The sequence below is a fragment of the Pseudomonas sp. 5Vm1k genome, assembly GCF_056161485.1.
Genome location: NZ_JBSPCZ010000006.1, coordinates 1 through 17,429, shown reverse-complemented (window position 1 = coordinate 17,429; position 17,429 = coordinate 1). Strand labels below are relative to the sequence as shown.

The following is a 17,429-nucleotide window of genomic DNA, read 5'->3' as shown; positions in this document are numbered from 1 at the left end:
CCAGAAGCGTCATCGACGCCACAGTAAATAAGAAGCCGACGAAACTCAGATAGCGTACGCAATCGTTTGGCTATACGAATATTATGACCTGAAGTAAATAAGGGTGTGCATGCCAAGCAAGCAATTTGAAAATTTAATGACGTTGGAAATTGAAAGAATTGATGCTCTTTTCAATGACCCATCTAGTAATAAAAGAGGCAACGTAGAATATCCGGAAATAGAGTTTCCAGGTCTTGCGATTGTTGTATCTCGCACCGTCGCATTAAGACGCGAAATTCTTGCTTGGCTGATTGCTCGGACGGTCATGTGCAACAGTTCCCTCAGTCAGTATCCAAAAGGAAAGTCTACTCTGGTGGTGGCCAATCACAATCCAGCTGTGCTACTGAGGCAACTGGTGGCGTTGGTTGGGAAAATAGATTTCAGCACTGTAGATCAAGTAGTGTTCGAGGACGATGATTGGCCAAGATTGACGAGTGCCGTGAATCTCCTAGATGGGCACGAAGGAGCGGCGGAGGAGGCCATCGACGGCGAGCCACCGTTCTTTCCTGATCCTGAAGCCAGGCTGAAATGGCGGAACGGATCGATTGGTCTGGGTGAACTGCTGGAACTGGTCAATGCACAGGGCGCCGGCTCTAGCATCGTGGTGGAGAATTATCACCTGATCGCTGACGCAAAAAATCATGCTGAAGCTCTGCGAGACCTGAGAAATAATGCAGCTGAAGCGGGCGTCTACCTTTACATTGGCGGCGGTATGACCCATTGGCATGAAGTTCGGGAGAGGCGTACTGTATACCTGTCTGATCTAGCCGAGTCTCTTTCTGAAGCGGTTAATGTCGCTGACCTCATTACGATTGCTTACCCTGATTTTAGCGGTAACCAGATATGTGTGTTTGACCCTAGGTATAGCGCGCCATATAAGGAGCTTCTCTCGCTACCTAGCGTGTGGGGCTAAGAGCTGCACCCAAGACGCACCCTTGCATTGTGGGCTTCTTAGTGCGGTTAAGGGCCGCGTATATGAGATTCGTAAGGCGGCTGTGGGTAGACGACGAAATTGCTCTCCTTCAGTCAAGTAGTCACTAAAAAGGGCCCGACTAGGCCCTTTTTCAGGTGAAGCTGTCTTACTTCTTCTGCCATCCCTCGACGATGTCCGCTCCGTGCTGTGCTTTCCACTCTTTCAAAGCTTTGTGGTTCCCACCTTTGGTTTCGATTACTTCGCCAGTATTTGGGTTTTTGTAGACCTTAAGTTCGCGTGGTTTGCGTGTGCTTGTGGCCGGGGTCGCAGATTGGCGCCGTGCAGAGGTTTGCGGATCGAGCAGGTTGATAATGTGCTTGAGACTGAACCCATAGTGCTCAAGGAGCTTACGCAGCTTCGTTTCGAACTCAATTTCTTTCTTCAGCCCATCATCGCCTTTCAGTGCTTCGAGTGCCTGGAGCTGCTCGGCGAGGTGTTTTTCTAGCTGACGGTATTCCGCGAGTTTGGACATGTTTTTTTCCCTTGAACAGTGAGGTCATACGCGCATATTTGGATGTTAGTGCGAGTTACAAGTTCAGCACTATTTCCGTCGATTCAGTTGGCTATCTATGTGCGCCATTTCAGATTTGATCGCGTTGATGGTCAACATTTGTATTTGACTGGCTTTACCCGCTCGTGCGTCGATGGTTTTCAACAATGCATTGAGATGGGCTTTCCGAGTTTTGAGCGTGTCAGACCAGCTCGCGCTGTTCTGTATTGGTTTGTTCATTACGTTCATCCCTGCGTTGTTCTGGATTATTCATATCTTCGGGCTGCTGCGGTACCGGCAGGCTGTCGAGCTGGATTAAGTCCCGCGCGCCGTATTGGCGTGAGCGACCTGACAGCTCTTCCCACGTCCACTTCCCAAAGTTTTCACCTTGTTCAGGAACGGCAAGCTTCATCAGCCCGATCTGGTCTCGGCCAAGCAAGTTGTAACTCGCCCATAGCTTTCCGCCCGCCTCGAACAACGCCTTAGCGGCCTCATTCCATTTTTCTTCGAGTACCGTGTGCGAAAGCAACAGAGCTGTGCGCTCAATGTCTTTATGCTTTACCTGTGCTTCTGCGATGTATTTATCTACGGTGAGCAACTCCTGCTCCAGCGCGGCCATGATCAGGGTTTGCCGACGGTTATGTTCAGTGGCGGTTGTCAGGTTCTTCGCGGCCTTTTGTGCGTCGGCATTGGCAGTCTTCTCGCCTTCGGTGTCACCCCAAGCAACAGCCTGCGCGTACGCAGTGGCAGCGTCCGTTTCGGCCTGACGGGCTTTGGTCATATCCTCTACCGCCTGTTGTTGGATCTGTTCCAGGCGGGTACTCAGGCTGTGGCGCTTTTCGTTTAGCTCCTGCTCATCAGCCTTCCAGTTATCCATGGCCTCGATGTAACCCGTCATCAGGAAATCGCAATTGGCGAGGTTTTCTCGGCGATTGATTCGCCGGTCCAACAGATCGGCATTGAGATTGCGCGAGTCGAATTTGCCTTTCAATTCGTTGTACTTGTTCCGCAGTTCGCGCTCGCGATCCGGTTCGATAGCGTCGCCGCTTTCCAGCACCGTTTCGAGTGGCAGCATATCGGCATGCAGCGTTTCAGCCTCGCTGCGCAATTGGTCGCGTTGGTCTTTCAGGTCTTGAAGCTCGTTCATCTGTTTATTCTCTGTGCGATTCGATTGTGGGTTGGTTGAGTGGCTGGCGAGGCCGGGGAAAAGCCGGCGCTACCTCAATCAGCAGAGATGCCCTCAGGCGGCCCGAGCCTCGCTCTCATCCATTCCGAGAATCGTTTTAACGATGTAGCAACGTTGCGGGCCTAGGCCGGGTAATCGAACCAAGCTATATGCCTTGCCATCGCTCCCAGGCTCTAGAGCGCCGCGCTGTAGCAGCTCCTTGTTCACTGCATTGATGTTCATGCCCCGGAAGATCTCCGAGCGCCATGCTTCGGGCAGCACGTAATAGGTGTTGGTGGTGTGCAAGGAGTCGCCCAAGCCGTGCTCCAGCGTCTTGCGAAAGCCGAGTCGGTCGATGGTGCGCGGGCCGTGTTCATCGATCTTTGCCGCCGCCGATTCCCAGCGGGTGAACCGACTTTCGCCAAAGCGCTCAATGACTTGGCGCAGCCGCGCCAATATCGCATCACCCTCGAAGTTCCCGGCGCCGCCACGCTCATTCATCCATGCATTCAGGCACACGCGAGCGGCGGTAGTGGCAGTCCCATCCGGCCAGCCGGTGATACCCATCGCGGTGGCCAGCTCACCCGCTGCGGCCGCGAGGCCGAAGCGAGCGGCTGCACGGTGTGCCTGTCCGCTGGCCGAGGCCGGTAGCGACTGGGCGATAAACCCTTCCAGCGTGCGGCGCAGGATGGCGGACCAACCGTGGCGCTTGCCCGGTTCGCACAGCGCCGTGAGAAAGGCGGTAAGCGGTGTGCCGTAATACTTCGCTACCCGAGCCTTGAGCGCGTCGGCGAGTGCCGCCGCATCTTCAAAGCCGTTGAGCGTGTCGAACATGCCGAGGCCTTTGCTCGCATCGGCCGGGACCGCGAGCATGCGCACTTCCATGCCCGCTTTTAGTTCTTTGTTGGCCTCGGCCATGTGCTGGGCCAGCGTCTTCTCGCCGGTGGAGAGAAACAGCAAACGCCACTCTTGCACCTGTCGGCCTGCTTGGCCTCGGTCATTGGCGCGGGCCTTGCCGGTGCCGTTGCCGAGCATGTACACCGTCTCGCCGATGATGCGCGGATCGCACATGCCGATTTCATCTAGTACCAAAAGACCGTCGGAGTGCGCGGCGGCGATGGATTCCAACGCGTTGTCGGTGGAGCGCCACGAACGCACCAGACGTGGCCCACCGTAGATCGAGGCGGCGACTTGTAGATGCGTGGTTTTGCCGCCCGAGCTGTCACCGTACAAGTGAAAGCCACCCGATTCATGGCCAAGCATGTGTAGCAGTGGTCCCGCAAAAGCCACGCCGACGACAAACGCCAAGCGATGGTTGCCGACGCACAGCTCGCCGATCTGCTCCTGCCACTGCTCAAGCGTGCCCGCTTCGCTGATCGGAGGAAGTTGAGAACCGGCCTCGTAGAAATGCAGGTGTTCGCTGTGCGTGCCGACCTGTTGCTCGGGCAGCAGAAAGGCGCTGTCGTGCCAACCCAAGCGGGTAACAAGTCGTGCCCGTTGCGCGCTGTCGAAGCCGCCGAGGTAACTTTGCAGGTCGTTGCGTGCATTGCGTCCGGACCGACTACCGGCCAGACGCAGCCCCATGTCCACCAATGGGCCAAGTACGTCCTTGCCGAAGTCGCCGGTCATAGTGCGCGCCGGGATGTTCCAGCGTTTTTTGGCGCCGTCGGGATCGTCGAACTCGACCAGCAAGCCCCAGTTCTGGCCTTTATCGTCGCGAGTGCGGGCAAGGATTTCCAGAGGCGAACACACTGGCCGCGCTTCGCCGTCGTCGCCCGCATAAAAAACACCTTCGGACGTGAGGCGAAAACCACCGAGCATCAGGTCATTTTTTGGCTTCGAGGGGCGCTTGGCTGCTGCTTTTGCCTTCGGTTCCGGATCAGCCTTGGCCTGCTCAGGCTCCGACTTTTCCACAACCAAACCGAACAGTTCACCGCTGCTTTCCAGCTTGGTGAAGTGGGGCGCTGTCCAGCCTTTCGCAAGCGCATCGGCTGCATCGTCGCCGTCGTCCCATTGACCTCCTTTGGCGAAGTCAGCGGCGCCGTTCTTCAGTGTGGGCTTGCGCTTGAACACCTCCAGCGCGATGACTCGCACCGACGCGGCGCCGATCTCTCGCAGCTTGTCGGCTACGGTTTCCATGCAGGCTGTGCCGCTGACGTCATTGTCTGGCCACAACAACACGTCACGACCCTTGAGCGGTGTCAGGTCGGCTTTGTGCCAGGAGTTGGAACCATTAGGCCAGCAGGTGGCCACGAGGCCCGGCATCAGTTCTGCGGCGGCATCGGCAGCTTTCTCGCCTTCGCAGAGAACAACCGGTGCGTCAGCGCGTTGGACCAATTCATTCAGGCGCAGCAGTGGACGCGGATCGGGTAGACCCTGCCAGCGCCATTGCGTTGTTTGGCCATCGGTGCACTGACACCATGTCAGGGGCGCAAAGACCTTCTTCGGTTTGCCCTCCTCGTCAGGGGCGAGGTCGAAGCGGTAGAGCGCCATTAGCGGCTGGCCCTGAGCATCACGGTAGATCCACACCTTGGACGGCACGCCGTGCTGCCGATGCTTGGCCGGGCACTTGTTCATGGCCTCGGCCGGGATCGGCTGAATGGCACTCCACTCAGGCGCTTTTGCCTTGGCAGGCGCTGGCTTCGCGTTTGCGGCGCCGGGCGATACGTTAAGCAGGTCTGCCAGTTTATTGCAGGCTTCGACGTCGGTGCCACCGTCTAGATAGCGCACCAGATCGATCAGATCGCCGCCCTTGTCACCGGTGGCGAAGTCGGCCCACGTGCCCTTGCTCAGATTGACTTTGAGCGAACCGGCGCGCTTATCGCTGCGGGTCGGGTTGGGAGCGGTGTATTCCTTGCCGCCGTCGACGCGCTTGCCGTTGGGCAGCCAGTGCGACAGGACACGATCAATGTCTTTCAGTGCGGCGGCTTTCACGTCGGCGAAGCTTGGGCGTTTTGTGTTGCTGTTCGGGCGCTGGCTCATGTGTCAGCCCTCGGCAGAAACAGTGCGTCGTTGATGTCATCAATCAACGCTTTGGCCATCTCGCCAAGGTACAGAGCAGGCCAGCTGAAACGCTCACCGCTGTCGCTCATGGCGGCGTCGAAGTTGAGTTGGTTGGCGTGATGCTGCAGGAGGGAAACCATCTCCAGTGCATCCTCGACTGGTACTCCGGCATTGACCCGGAACAACTTCAAGTCGGTGGCGTTCACGCGAGTAAAGGTGGCGTGCCCCAGCGTGGTGGAAGTGGTCATAGCGCACCGCCTTTCTGCACGGCCGGAACGGAGGTGTTGTCACCGTACAAGGTGAGGGTTTTGATCAGGCCGAGAGTGCCGCGCACGTCCCAGAGGACGGCGGCGATGACATGATTGGCGAGGCGCGAAGATTCGCTTTCGAAGTGATCCTCCAGCAGCGTTAGCACCGAGTCGGCGCGATCAATGGCGCAGGTGATGGCGTCGATGGGTACACCGGCTTCTGCTCTTGGATTAACGCAGAGCAGGTCTTCAGGTAGGGCAAAACTCAGAGCGTTGTTCATTGGCCATACCCTGCGGTTCTGAAATCCTCACCTTCACTGTAATGAGTGCTGTAGCAGGTGCACTCAGGGGAGTGCCTATCAAACTTGGCGTGAGGGGGGCATAGCACTTCTACTCGGCAGACTCCGTAGGAGCGGAATGACTCAAGTGCTATCACAGATGTAGCGATAGACAAGCAGCGGCTACCAAGGATGCAGCCGGTGTGGTCTAGCAAGTAGATGATGATATGCTTAGTCGGTTGCATGGCGGTCTGCTCAGATTTGCTTTGTGGCAGTCGAGTCAGTGGTGCAAACACTGACTCGACACTTTCTAGCTTCAGATCCCCCTCGCTTAAAATTTCTTCTTGTGCCTTTGGTGATGTGTCTTTGCTCATCGGGCACCTTCCTTTGCTGCGCGCTCGATCCAGCTCTTGAGTTCGGTCATCAGAATTAGGCGTCGCTTCCCGAGCTTGAATGCCTTCAGCTCACCCAGTGCAATGACTTCGTAAATCCCGGATCGAGTGTGGCCGACCAAGCGGGCAGCCTCTTCAACGCTTACCGAGAGTGGAGGGCAGCTTGCTATTTGCGACATGGTTTTCTCCTGAGGGCGATGATCTGTATTTATCCACGGCAGAAGGTTATGACTACAAAAGATTTTTGTAAAGCAAAATGCTTTACGGTTGCGTCCGGTTGTTGCCGATTGCGTTTTGCATTACGCTGAAGGTCTACAGGAGATTAAGACATGGCAAAGCTCAACACGAAGCAATCGAAGCTCACCCCGGTTTCATTCAGGCTTGATCCAAAGGTTAAATTCGCTGCTGAAATTCTGGCGCGCTATCAACGGCGATCTCTCGCCAGCACGGTGGAGTGGGCTTTGCTGAGATCCCTAGAAGGTAGTGTTCAAGTCGGTGTCGAGGAGGGGGCTGCTGTAACACTTAACGAGCTAGTCAATATTTCTTGGAGTGAAGATGATTTCATACGAGCTGTGAATATCGCTTTTTTAGTTCCTCATATGGCCACGCATGAGGAGTCTTGTATCAAGGCAGTCATTCTTGCATCGAAGCCACTTTGTTTCACTGATAGCACTAGGCGCGTTTATCATGGTGTCGATAAAGTCAATTTTGATGCTTTATTGCTAATGCGGGAGTTGGTAAAAGAGCGTGCGAACATGCTTTCGGTTTCAGGAGAGCTCAAACCAATAACTGAAAGGGAGTGGGCAAAAGTTTTCGTGGAGTCGGGTTCTGTCAGCGCCACTTTAGAAGAGTCTGAATCTACAGGGGAAAGTCTAGAACAGAAATTAGAAAACCTTTCGCTAAAAATCTTAGAGCGCGACCAGTATCTGATCAGTCTCCAAGCAGAGTGCAGAGGCTTGAGATCGAGGTGTGAATCGCTTGAAACTGAGAGCACGTGGAATCGAGTAAAACTAAATTAATTCGACTGCTGCGGCCTTTGTAGCCGGTGCTAGGTGAGCGTAGCGAAGTGTCATCTTGATATCCGCATGACCCAGCAGGTCCCGTACAGTGTTGAGCGGTACGCCAGCCATGACTAATCGTGAGGCAAAGTCGTGGCGCATATCATGCCATCGGAATCGCTCAATGCTTGATCGCTCAAGTAGTTTAGACCAAGCACTCTTTACGTCTTCCAGGCGCTCACCTGTCTGACTAGGAAATACATATTGAGAGTCATTAGAGTTTTTTTTCCAGTCGGTAAGTGTTTTCAAGGTTTCTCTGTTCATCGGTACGTGACGTGTATCATTAGTTTTGGTCGTCTCGCCACTTACGGTTATCGTTTTGGTGTCAAAATTTACAGCTGACCATTTGAGGTTAAATATCTCCCCGCGTCGCATACCGGTATTAAGTGATACAAGAACTAGCGGTTTCAAATGGTCAGTGAATGGTGATGTTGCTAGGCTTGGCATTAATTCTTTGTTTCTTTCAGATCGCCATCTATTTGCGCTTTCACGTTCTGCACGCATTTCGTCCTGTCTAATATCTAAAGCTGCGCGCAAGCGTTTTGTCTCATCGGCACTCAGGTATCGAACCTGTCCCAGTGTATCGACCTTGAGTTGTTTTACTCTGGCGAGCGGGTTGGCACTGATGTACTCCCATTCGACGGCTCGACTAAATACACCACTCATTGACCCCATTTTTCGATTCACCGTCGATGCCTTGTTGCCAGCCTGCATCCAAGAGGTGCGAATTTGTTCCAGGTCGCGCCCGGTGATCGCATCAAGTCGCTGAGCCATGATCTCGTCAAAGTTGTTATCGAGTGTATGGCGGGTTTTTTCGTGGCCTTTGTGGTGTATTACAAACCACGGCATATAGGTGTTGTCGATAAACTCGCGTAAAGAGGGTAGGGCGGCGCCTTTGCGACCTTGCACGATGGCTAGTGGTTCTCCGTGTGCACGCGCGTCTGAAAGGTACTGTGCGGCTTCAGCGCGTGCTTGTTCGAGTGTTAGCACGCCAACTCGACCGAGAGTTGCGTTCTTGTTACGACCCCAAGTGACCATAAACGACTTATGGCCACTGGGAAGCACACGAATAAAGAGACCTGGCTGCGCAGTGTCGTGTACGCGGTATGTCTTAGGTTCAGCAGATAGGCTGTTGATTAGCTTCTGCGTGATTTTACTTTTCAAGTGGTGCGACTCCATGACAGCAGGGTGACAGCAAAAATGACTATACGGACCTGTTTTAATGGACGCAACCGGACGGACTGCACAGTAAACAAGGGTTTAGGTCCATGTGCGCGGGACTTGCGATGTCCCTCCTAAGGGGAAGGTTGGCAGTTCGAACCTGCCCTGGGACACCATATAATTCAATGCCTCCAGAAATTTTAAGCCCTTCTGCTAAATCCTTATGGGTGCAGGGTGGGTGCAGCAGAGATTCTTTTTTTCTTTCGGCCATGGTTGGGCCTGGGGTGTACAAATGCCAACGAGTTCTGACGAGTTACCCCCTATCAATCTTTTCATCTCGTATTCGCACGACAATGTTGCGCACAAAGCTTGGGTTGAAACCCTTGCAACGCGACTAACTCAAGATGGTATCCACGTCATTCTTGACCAATGGGATCTTCCCTTCGGTGGCGATCTTCCCCGCTTTATGCACACGATGGCATCCGCGGATAAGGTCATTGCGGTTTGCACTCCGTCTTACGTCCAGAAGGCAAGCTCGGGCAAGGGTGGTGTGGGATACGAGAGCATGATCCTCACCGCCCAAATGATGAAGGATGTGAGCATCGAAAGGATTGTCCCTCTAGTCCGGGCAACATCGGAGGAGTTCGATACCGTCCCTGTGTTTCTGAGTTCCAAGCTCTACGTGGACTTTAGGGATGACGGGGACTTCGATAATAGGTATGGAGAGCTTCTGCGCGATATCTATGGTCAGCGAACGAAGCTGCGTCCAGCGCGCGGGAGAAACCCATTCCAAAACGAGACGGTTCCCGTAGCTACTTTGGGGGCGCCAGTACCAGAGGGAAAAGACCTTGTTGTACGCCCCTCTGTTGTAGCTGTAAACGCGGGGCTTTCCAAGGTGCTTTCTGGCTTGACTGGGTATGCTTCGGCTTCTATGTCTGGCGAGGTAGCATTCGACTACTCGGACAATGATGGACAGTTTCTATGCGGTGCTGGCGAAAAGGCGTTTCTTACTCGATGGGGTAGGGCTGGAAATACTTCCATCTATGTGTATCAAAATCCTCCGAGTGTTGTCTCCATAGCTTTGGCTGGTGGTGTCCATGACTTCAATGAGCTAAGAGATGTGGAGGGCCTTAACTACAGCTCAAGATACAGAAGCCCGATGCTCGGTGAGATTGTCATCATGCGGAATGAAGCGGGTTACTACCTCGCAGCAAAGATTGAGCAGGTGCAGAGCCGTGGGCATGGTAAGCCGGCAGATGAGCTTGTTTTCTCTTATGTAATTTCCTCTCACCCGACTCCAGCGTTTTCATGGCTCTCTTGAATCTGGTATATCCCTGATCCTCAATACAGTGGTAGTCGAGCAATTGGCGCGCCGGGCTGTTTCTCGAATTCCGAGACCTGCTCCCAGCAGCTCGGCCACGCGCTTGTGCAGATCGGTGTTGATCGGCCAGCCCTGGTACTTTCCGACAGCCTTGGCCTGGCACTCGCGGCGCTGCTCGTAATCTTTGCGAGCAATAGCGATCATCATTTCCACCAGCATCGAGTTGATCGCTGCCAGCATCCGCCCGGTGAGCTCATCGCCTTCAATGTCCTGCATGCCCTCGTGGCTCGTTGGCAGGTCGAGCGCGACGATGCGCAGCCTGCTTCTGACAATCCTCCACAGGAAGGCGTGAGAGGCGGCCTATCGACTCCACCAACAATACGTCACCTTGCGCGCATCCTTGAGCAGATGCTGCAGCTCAGGCCGGTCTGCGATCGCACCACTGGCATTCTCCAGATACACACTGGCAATGGACCTTGTTGTGATCGCTGGCGAACTGCCGAGCGATTTCAGGACGCGGCCGGTGTCCTGCACTTTGGTCGATGCTCGGAGGTATGCGCGGATGAACATGATTGGTGCCTGTATCAGTTAGGGTGTTCTCCTAATAGTGTTTTGCTTTGGGTGTTACTTATAAAGCGAAAAGGCTGAAAAAGGCGAAATCTGCTCGTATCTGGATAGGCATACGTAAGGTGCTACACGTAACCGGATTAAATGGGACTGAAGTAGTTGGTTTGGAGCGAATCGAGGAGGGTGTTTTTGTTGCAGTAAGTCTGAAGTAGGCAAAGTGATACGGGCAGGTTTTGTAGAGGTGCGCACTACCCCGGAACAGGGTGGTGGTGGTGGTGGTGGTGGTGGTGGTGGTGGTGGTGGTGGTGGTGGTGGTGGTGGTGGTGGTGGTGGTGGTGGTGGTGAGCTCGTCCTCAATCTGAGGAACACCCTCAACTTGAGGAAGTTGGTCGGATTTGAAATCTAGCCAATACCTGAACTCCCATTCAGGTAGGTCAGATGTCGCGACACGATTTACGAATTATGAAAACGTGTCGCGGAAAAGATGCCACGGAGTTTCGTGTGATCTCCGGTAGGCCCATCCATCCAAATCTGGATATTCCACCAATGGTGGAATACCCCTGATCGGTGGGATTTTCGAACCACAGAGAAATCCTAGGCGGTTCGCAGCCAGGACAAAGTAAGGAAATCCCACTTTGGTCCTGATGGCGCAAATCTGCGCCATAGTCACGTTTACCGCCTGCTCCAGCCTGCTGTCAGGTGGTCCCTGCAGTCGATCCTGAGCCATAAACCGCCAAAACACTGCTACACCAGTGGACGAGACTCTATACGCCGAGGTCGCCGTGCGATCAGCTGCGAATTGCGAGTCTTGTGTCTAGACTGGTTTTACCTCCGCCACGCGCTCAAACAAGGAGTTTGCCGCAATGCCAATTAAGGAAAGTGATATCAAAGTACGCCCTAGCTGGGACGGAACATCAATAGACCCAAATGATGCCACTAGAACCAATCTGAACAAAGATAGCAATATGAGCGAGGATGAGCACCGAGCTATCATCTTTAAATCGTTTAGCCTTTTGGACGGGAAGGCTCGACCGGTAGTCTTCGATGATCTCTGGGATGCGTATAGACATCCTGAAAAAGAGATCGAGGTATACATGAAAAAGGGTATTCACCAGCCTTTTACTGATGCGCATATTTTGCTCGAAACCCAGCATAAGGGGGCCGCAGAGTCATCCTCTAAGAAATACCACCTGAACCTCGAGGCTGAAGATATTGTGGATATGATTACTCATTTTAAATGGGTGGGCGTGCAATTTACCCGCGATATGCCTGGCAATTCTAGCTGGCCGCTCGGCAACTTCAGTATGAGAAAGATGAAGGCCCACCCATCTGTTCCCCATCGACGCAATAGTATCGATTCGCCAGACATCGAAGCCCATAGGAAAAGTCTCAAACTAGCCGCTGACCAGGCTATTGCAGCGGCCACAGAAAAAAAGATAACCGATATGTGTTCTGCATTTGAGGCTGAGCATGAAATTCAACCAATTAGAGACTTGATTGATGGAGGTGGAGGTGGTTGGGGTAGTCCGATTTTTAAAGGAGTATCCCGGCCAGGCAGCAGTAAGCCGACCATTCAGTTCAAATACTGCAAGATAACGTACAAATTGAGTGTTTATCCGTAATTTTTAGAAAATATAATTTGCGTAAGTTACGCGATCCGCGCAGCTGTGGTAGCCGTTACCCGCTTTCGTAGTGCGAGGTGAACTCACGGAGGGGACGCAAATGCTTACCCACTGGATTTTCGTAATGTTCATCGGCGGCCAACCGGTCATGACGGAGCAGAAGGCTTCTGAGGCTGACTGCAATAGAACGCTTGTACATCTTGTGCCGGCGGCTCGGGAGCAGGGCAAGGACGCTGTCGGAGCTTGCTATCTGCGCGCAACTGCAGACTAGATCAAATCGTCTCACATCGCGCTATTTCACTATGGGAGCGGGGTGTCGCGGGGCTTTTACCAGGGGAGGGAGATGCACTCAAAACTGAGTGCATCTGGAGAGCGCTTAATAGAATCGCCGTGCCACCTCATAACTGCTGGCGATTTATAAACGCTCTAATGGACTGTTAGTGATTCCAGTCTTTTTCGTACAAATACCCAGACGAATACGCTTCTTTACGCTTTTCTCCCTCTTGCACTGGGTCGGGTAGTGGGTCAAGTTTAACCCAAATGCGGGCTTCTACAGTTCCGTCACTATTTACTGTGTGCCAACCATGATTCATGCTGACAAAAATATCTTTACCAATGTCGCTGGTATCGAAAGTCCCAGAATGGTGTTTTCCAATTCTAAACGGCTGTCCGTTAACTCCGACCCGACCAACCAACTCTCCCAAGACTGCATTCTGATCGTGAAGAATGTAACTTGTTTCTCCAGGTACTTCCATTGGCCAGTAATTGCCAGCACCGCTCCGGCCATCAGCTTGGCAAGTTCTCCCTGCTCTTTCGTTTGTGTTGAAGCACCATGTGCCTGAAACGTCGATGACGAAGCCCTTGGTTGTATATTCGGGTTCGACGGTGCCTATTTTTTGCCAGCCTGCTTTCTGATCTGCCTTGATTATCATTTTTAGCTCCATGAAAACTGTGGAAAGCACTGTTTGGATTTTATGTGAAGGCGGGAATTAAGCGGTGTTATATGGAGGGGGCGTTCCAATCCTTTGGTTGTTATCGAATGCTCGTCATTTCAGAGACTCGCCCTATATGTATAGTGTCGGATGTGGTGGGGGGATAGATTGAATTGGAATAAGCGGTGGCGTTGGTTCGAATGGTTGTTGAGTGGGTATGCTGCATTAAGGATTGATAATCCACTTCGATGGATACTATTTTTTTCCCCTAAAGGCGGGTGACGGTCAAAGGCTCAAGCCGCTTTCAGATACTCCGAGCAGGACCGAAAACCGATCATGTACTGTCTGCGCTCACCTGGCTTGCTGTGAGCCTAAATTTTCGGCGTTGCATCGATCATTCGCGCTGCGCCCGGGTAAGCATTTCTTTTGACTCCTCACTCCTTAGCCGCCTCGTGCGTGACGACCTGCACGTCGTTGCTCTTGCCATAGCGCCAGGGGATGGGTATTCCCACCAACGTGAGGGCATTAGCCTGATGCGCGGAGTTGTGCTCACATCTCGTCCATGCACCTGGTGTGCTCAGATTTGAGCACACCAACGATGGCCCGGCTTTGGATCATCACGCTTTCGGATTTGAAATACAGAAGTGGCAGATTTGAAATCTGTATCCCTGGCAGTTCCAGATACGTCCTTTAAATCTCAGCCTTGGCCTGAGGGTTTTCACCTAGCTGAACTCGAGAATCTTCCGGCTCCTTTTTCGGCTCCTCTTCAGGAACCCCGGAGGTAATCAAGCGTGTTGGAAAATACAAGGACTAGTAATCGATATATGAATCGCTTGCATTTATTATTTTAAGAATAATGCGATGGAGCATTAGTTTTAACAGCTTTGTTATCTCTGATAAGAGAGATATAAAGCGCATCCCTGCGGCTTCTTAATCGATGCGTATGCGTGAGCTTTTGTCTGCGATATGTAGTCTGTGGGGTGCCCTTAAGGTAGGCGTTCAGCCAAGTCACCTTGCGTGATTTCACCAAATATCAACTGATATGCGAGCAGTTTGCTCGGTATCGTTTGCCCGTCGGCTCCCCTTGTCATCGCCAGGCTGGAGCAGCATGATTAAGCTTTAAGGACTGGTAATTCAGCGGGATCTGGCCTTTGAGTGAACTATTGGGTGTACTGGCTGACTTTGTTTTCCAAGCGATTTGCTTCCCTATCGGCTGGCCTTTGATGAAGGCCCTCACCCTAGGGAAGTACCCCGCTAAAGGCTCCTGGTTTTCAGAAAGCCCTTCAGCCCAATGGACATCTGCGATTGGGCTAGCCGTTTTGGTCATCGCGATGATGGCAGCAATGAAGCAGTTCGTGCTTGCTTAGCAAATGGCTAAGCAGGAGGAGAACACGCTTGCATAGTTCGAGCAGGTATCCATTGATGTGGCAGTAACTGGCCGATGTCACTCGCCCGCTGCGTAGGTAGACGAGTCAGAACGTCCTTCAGATAAGCATACGGATCATGCCCGTTCATACGCGCGGACTGGATCAAACTTATTATCGCCGCAGCCCGCTTACCACTGCGCAGCGATCCGGCGAACAACCAGTTGGAACGTCCAAGTGCCCATGGCCGGATTTGGTTCTCTACTTGATTGTTGTCGATGGGCACAGCCCCATCGTCTAGGTAGCGCGTCAGCGCTACTCAGCGTATTAGGCTGTAATCCAAGGCCTTGGCCGTTGCCGATCCGTTGGGCACCAGATCTCTCTGGGCCAACATCCAGGCATGTAGTGTTGCGATTATCGGAGCAACTTTTTCCTGCCGTATTCGCCAGCGATCTTCATCGCTCATGCCCCGTGCCTGGTGTTCAACTTCGTACAAGCCTCCAATCGAGTGCAGTGCCTGTTCGGCCAACTGGCTTTTGTTTCTCCACATGCAGATCGAAAAACTTGCGGCGAGCATGGGCCATGCAGCCAATTTCGATCATGCCTTTCTCGAAACCGGCTTTGTAGCCAGCAAAGTCGTCGCACACCAGCTTGCCGTTCCAGGAGCCGAGGAAGTTACGTGCATGCTCGCCCGCTCGGCTTGGGCTGAAGTCGTAAACCACAGCCTTGAGTGCCGAAAACGGCGTGGTGCTGTAGGCCCAGACATAAGTCCGGTGGGTTTTCTTCTCGCCTGGAGCAAGCATTTGAACCGGGGGCTCGTCCGCGTGGATCACGCCCTCGGCTAGCGCCGCTTCGCGCAGCGCATCGACCAGAGGCTGAAGCTGCACACCGATTTGTCCAACCCGCTGCGCCAGCGTCGAGGGGGCAATCATCAGGTCGGCGCGGCCAAAGATTTTCTCCGGCCGATACAGCGGCAAGTGGTCAGCGAACTTCGCCACCATCACATGAGCCAGCAGGCCTGCGGTCGGGATGCCTTTGTCGATCAGTTGGGCCGGTACCGGTGCCTGGATCAGTGTTTCGCACTGGCGGCAGGCCCATTTCCCATGCACATGCTGTTCGACGGTGAACTAGCCGGGTGTGTAATCGAGCTTCTCGCTGACATCTTCGCCGATGCGCTGAAGTTGGCATCCGCAGGCGCACTGGGTATTTTCCGGTTCGTGACGGATAACGACGCGTGGAACTGCGCTGGCAGCGGCGCACGCTTGGGCTTCTGACTTGGCTCGGCCGGTGTAGCTGGCGGATTGACCGCCTTCAATTCGGCTTCGATAACTGCGATGTCAGTTTCAAGCAAGTCATCGAGCAAGCTGCCTTGGTCAGGACTTAGCTGCTCGCTGCGTTTGGCAAACTTGTGCCTCTTGAGGATGGCGATCTCATGAGCGAGTTGCTCGTTGACCGTTTCAAGGCGGTGGATTTTCTGGCCCATCGAGTCGACTGGGGACAGCACTGCAAGGCCTGTTCGGTCAAGGCGCGCAGCTGTTCCGGTGTCATCTGGTCGAGGTTGGGCGAGGAAGTCATGCCGTTGATTGTGCCAGAGCAGGCCGCCAGCGGCGATAAACCGATAGGCTAATGGCAGGCGCTATAGCCGTGTGATCGAACCACTCCCGCCCACCCTCTGCCAAGGCAAACCAACACCAAGACTTGAAGTTGTTCGTTATCGAGTTCGACTTCCGATCCGCGATGGATGCCAGGCCAATGAAACTTACCTTGGTTTAATCGTCGCGCTGCAAGCCAGATGCCCACACCGTCATGCATGAGAACTTTCATCCGGTTGGCGCGGCGATTGGCGAAGAGATAAGCACAGTGCGGTTTCGCCGCACCGAACACGGCAACCACTCTGGCCTGGGGGGGCTCGGTACCGGCACGCATATCCATGGGGCTCGATGATGAGCCAAATGGCGTCGATGCGGATCACTGGGCAAGCTCACGGATAAAACGCGTGCACCCATCGGGATCTGAGGATGGCCACTTCGCAGTGAGCTTTTTCTGCCCGAAAGGAACCTCGATGCTGACAGAGATTTGTTGATCGGGCGGTATTCGGGGCTCTAGTTTCATCGGAACGAAAGCGGGCAACACCGGCGCCTGACGATCACGATAAGCAGGTATCCATTTACGAACGAGGTTGGCATTGATGCCGTGGTGCAAGGCTGCGCTGGCGATCGAGACTCCAGGTTGCAAGCATTCCTGGACGGCTTGAGCGTTAAAGGGTTTGGGATAAGAGGTTCGTTGGCGCATGGCAATCCTGACAATAAGGGTGATGGTGTCTACGTATTTTTAAGTGGAGAACATCGCCCTTGTCGCAGGGATCGGGTAGGTGACTTCGCTGGACGGTTACCCCTTAAGGTCTCTTCTATATAGAAGAGTGGTATTGCGCTTCTTTTTAGGGGGGGGGGGCGGTTTTCCGGTTATCTGCAAGTTCTTGATAGAAAAGCAAAATCAGTGCTTGACGGCAGATTCTGGAAGTCTATAATTCGCCCCACTTCCGGCGCAGTCGAAACGGAAAACTCCTTGGTAAACAAAGAGTTACGCAGGTTTCGACAGCGAGTTGCTTCAGTTAATCGAAGCCCAGAAGGAGTCGGTCAGGCAGTGTGTTGTCGCCTAATTGACGATTCGATCTTCTCGGTCGAAAGCGGTAGAAAAGAGGTGTTGACAGCAGCGAGTAACGCTGTAGAATTCGCCTCCCGCTAACGAGAGATCGAAAGCGCAAGTGGTTGAAGTTGCAGAGGAAACTTTGAAAACTTCTGAAAATAACCACTTGA

Annotated in this window: 15 protein-coding genes and 2 pseudogenes; 5 read left to right on the top strand and 12 right to left on the bottom strand. The window is 53.5% G+C overall.

Annotated elements, in window-relative coordinates:
* Positions 1–109: 109 nt before the first annotated feature.
* Positions 110–952, top strand: coding sequence for a hypothetical protein (locus ACWIKB_RS13495; protein WP_475267394.1), 843 nt, complete (start codon positions 110–112; stop codon positions 950–952).
* A 166-nt stretch (positions 953–1,118) separates the two neighbouring features.
* On the opposite strand, the gene ACWIKB_RS13490 is transcribed toward ACWIKB_RS13495, so the two are convergent.
* From ACWIKB_RS13490 to ACWIKB_RS13465, 6 genes are all read right to left on the bottom strand, one after another.
* Positions 1,119–1,484 carry a histone-like nucleoid-structuring protein, MvaT/MvaU family gene (locus ACWIKB_RS13490; RefSeq protein ID WP_475267392.1) on the bottom strand — a complete coding sequence of 122 codons (366 nt, stop codon included), beginning with the start codon at positions 1,482–1,484 and terminating at the stop codon, positions 1,119–1,121.
* Between the two features lie 220 nt (positions 1,485–1,704).
* Entirely contained in the window at positions 1,705–2,649 is a 945-nt protein-coding gene (locus tag ACWIKB_RS13485) for a chromosome segregation protein SMC (RefSeq protein WP_475267391.1), read from the bottom strand.
* Between the two features lie 93 nt (positions 2,650–2,742).
* Positions 2,743–5,649, bottom strand: coding sequence for a DUF927 domain-containing protein (locus ACWIKB_RS13480; RefSeq protein WP_475267389.1), 2,907 nt, complete (start codon positions 5,647–5,649; stop codon positions 2,743–2,745).
* Positions 5,646–5,918 carry a DUF3077 domain-containing protein gene (locus tag ACWIKB_RS13475; protein WP_210701343.1) on the bottom strand — a complete coding sequence of 91 codons (273 nt, stop codon included), beginning with the start codon at positions 5,916–5,918 and terminating at the stop codon, positions 5,646–5,648. Before ACWIKB_RS13475 ends, ACWIKB_RS13480 begins: the two co-directional genes overlap by 4 nt.
* Complete coding sequence (locus ACWIKB_RS13470) at positions 5,915–6,199, bottom strand: hypothetical protein (protein ID WP_475267387.1); 285 nt, start codon at positions 6,197–6,199, stop codon at positions 5,915–5,917. Before ACWIKB_RS13470 ends, ACWIKB_RS13475 begins: the two co-directional genes overlap by 4 nt.
* A 367-nt stretch (positions 6,200–6,566) precedes the next feature.
* Complete coding sequence (locus ACWIKB_RS13465; protein ID WP_095191750.1) at positions 6,567–6,767, bottom strand: helix-turn-helix domain-containing protein; 201 nt, start codon at positions 6,765–6,767, stop codon at positions 6,567–6,569.
* A 150-nt stretch (positions 6,768–6,917) separates the two neighbouring features.
* On the opposite strand from ACWIKB_RS13465, the gene ACWIKB_RS13460 reads away from it, so the two are divergent.
* The gene (locus ACWIKB_RS13460; protein WP_095191749.1) at positions 6,918–7,607 is read left to right on the top strand and encodes a hypothetical protein; all 690 of its coding nucleotides are present in this window, start codon (positions 6,918–6,920) and stop codon (positions 7,605–7,607) included.
* Here ACWIKB_RS13460 and ACWIKB_RS13455 read toward each other — a convergent pair.
* Positions 7,599–8,810, bottom strand: a complete 1,212-nt coding sequence (locus ACWIKB_RS13455; RefSeq protein WP_475267386.1) for a phage integrase — start codon at positions 8,808–8,810, stop codon at positions 7,599–7,601. The two genes, ACWIKB_RS13460 and ACWIKB_RS13455, sit on opposite strands and share 9 nt — an antisense overlap.
* A 289-nt stretch (positions 8,811–9,099) precedes the next feature.
* Here ACWIKB_RS13455 and ACWIKB_RS13450 point away from each other — a divergent pair, with 289 nt between their 5' ends.
* Positions 9,100–10,128 carry a toll/interleukin-1 receptor domain-containing protein gene (locus ACWIKB_RS13450; protein ID WP_475267385.1) on the top strand — a complete coding sequence of 343 codons (1,029 nt, stop codon included), beginning with the start codon at positions 9,100–9,102 and terminating at the stop codon, positions 10,126–10,128.
* Here the strand turns inward: ACWIKB_RS13450 and ACWIKB_RS13445 are convergent.
* Positions 10,114–10,698, bottom strand: a pseudogene (locus ACWIKB_RS13445) (recombinase family protein). The gene ACWIKB_RS13450 and the pseudogene ACWIKB_RS13445 overlap by 15 nt on opposite strands.
* 860 nt (positions 10,699–11,558) lie before the next feature.
* Here ACWIKB_RS13445 and ACWIKB_RS13440 point away from each other — a divergent pair.
* Positions 11,559–12,317 (top strand): hypothetical protein, encoded by a 759-nt coding sequence (locus ACWIKB_RS13440; RefSeq protein ID WP_475267384.1) that lies wholly within the window; start codon positions 11,559–11,561, stop codon positions 12,315–12,317.
* 437 nt (positions 12,318–12,754) lie between these two features.
* Here ACWIKB_RS13440 and ACWIKB_RS13435 read toward each other — a convergent pair whose 3' ends face one another.
* Complete coding sequence (locus tag ACWIKB_RS13435; protein WP_475267382.1) at positions 12,755–13,249, bottom strand: hypothetical protein; 495 nt, start codon at positions 13,247–13,249, stop codon at positions 12,755–12,757.
* Positions 13,250–14,400: 1,151 nt separating this feature from the next.
* Between ACWIKB_RS13435 and ACWIKB_RS13430 the strand changes: the two genes are divergently transcribed.
* Positions 14,401–14,616: a hypothetical protein gene (locus tag ACWIKB_RS13430; RefSeq protein ID WP_123366397.1), complete on the top strand. Its 216-nt coding sequence runs from the start codon at positions 14,401–14,403 to the stop codon at positions 14,614–14,616.
* Positions 14,617–14,623: 7 nt separating this feature from the next.
* On the opposite strand, the pseudogene tnpC reads toward ACWIKB_RS13430, so the two are convergent.
* The 3 genes and pseudogenes from tnpC to tnpA all read right to left on the bottom strand — a co-directional run bounded on the left by tnpC (position 14,624) and on the right by tnpA (position 16,905).
* Positions 14,624–16,188 (bottom strand): annotated as a pseudogene (gene tnpC, locus ACWIKB_RS13425) (IS66 family transposase).
* 48 nt (positions 16,189–16,236) lie between these two features.
* Positions 16,237–16,539: an IS66 family insertion sequence element accessory protein TnpB gene (tnpB, locus tag ACWIKB_RS13420; RefSeq protein WP_475267858.1), complete on the bottom strand. Its 303-nt coding sequence runs from the start codon at positions 16,537–16,539 to the stop codon at positions 16,237–16,239.
* 42 nt (positions 16,540–16,581) lie between these two features.
* Positions 16,582–16,905, bottom strand: coding sequence for an IS66-like element accessory protein TnpA (gene tnpA / locus ACWIKB_RS13415; RefSeq protein WP_475267381.1), 324 nt, complete (start codon positions 16,903–16,905; stop codon positions 16,582–16,584).
* Between the last annotated feature and the right edge of the window lie 524 nt (positions 16,906–17,429).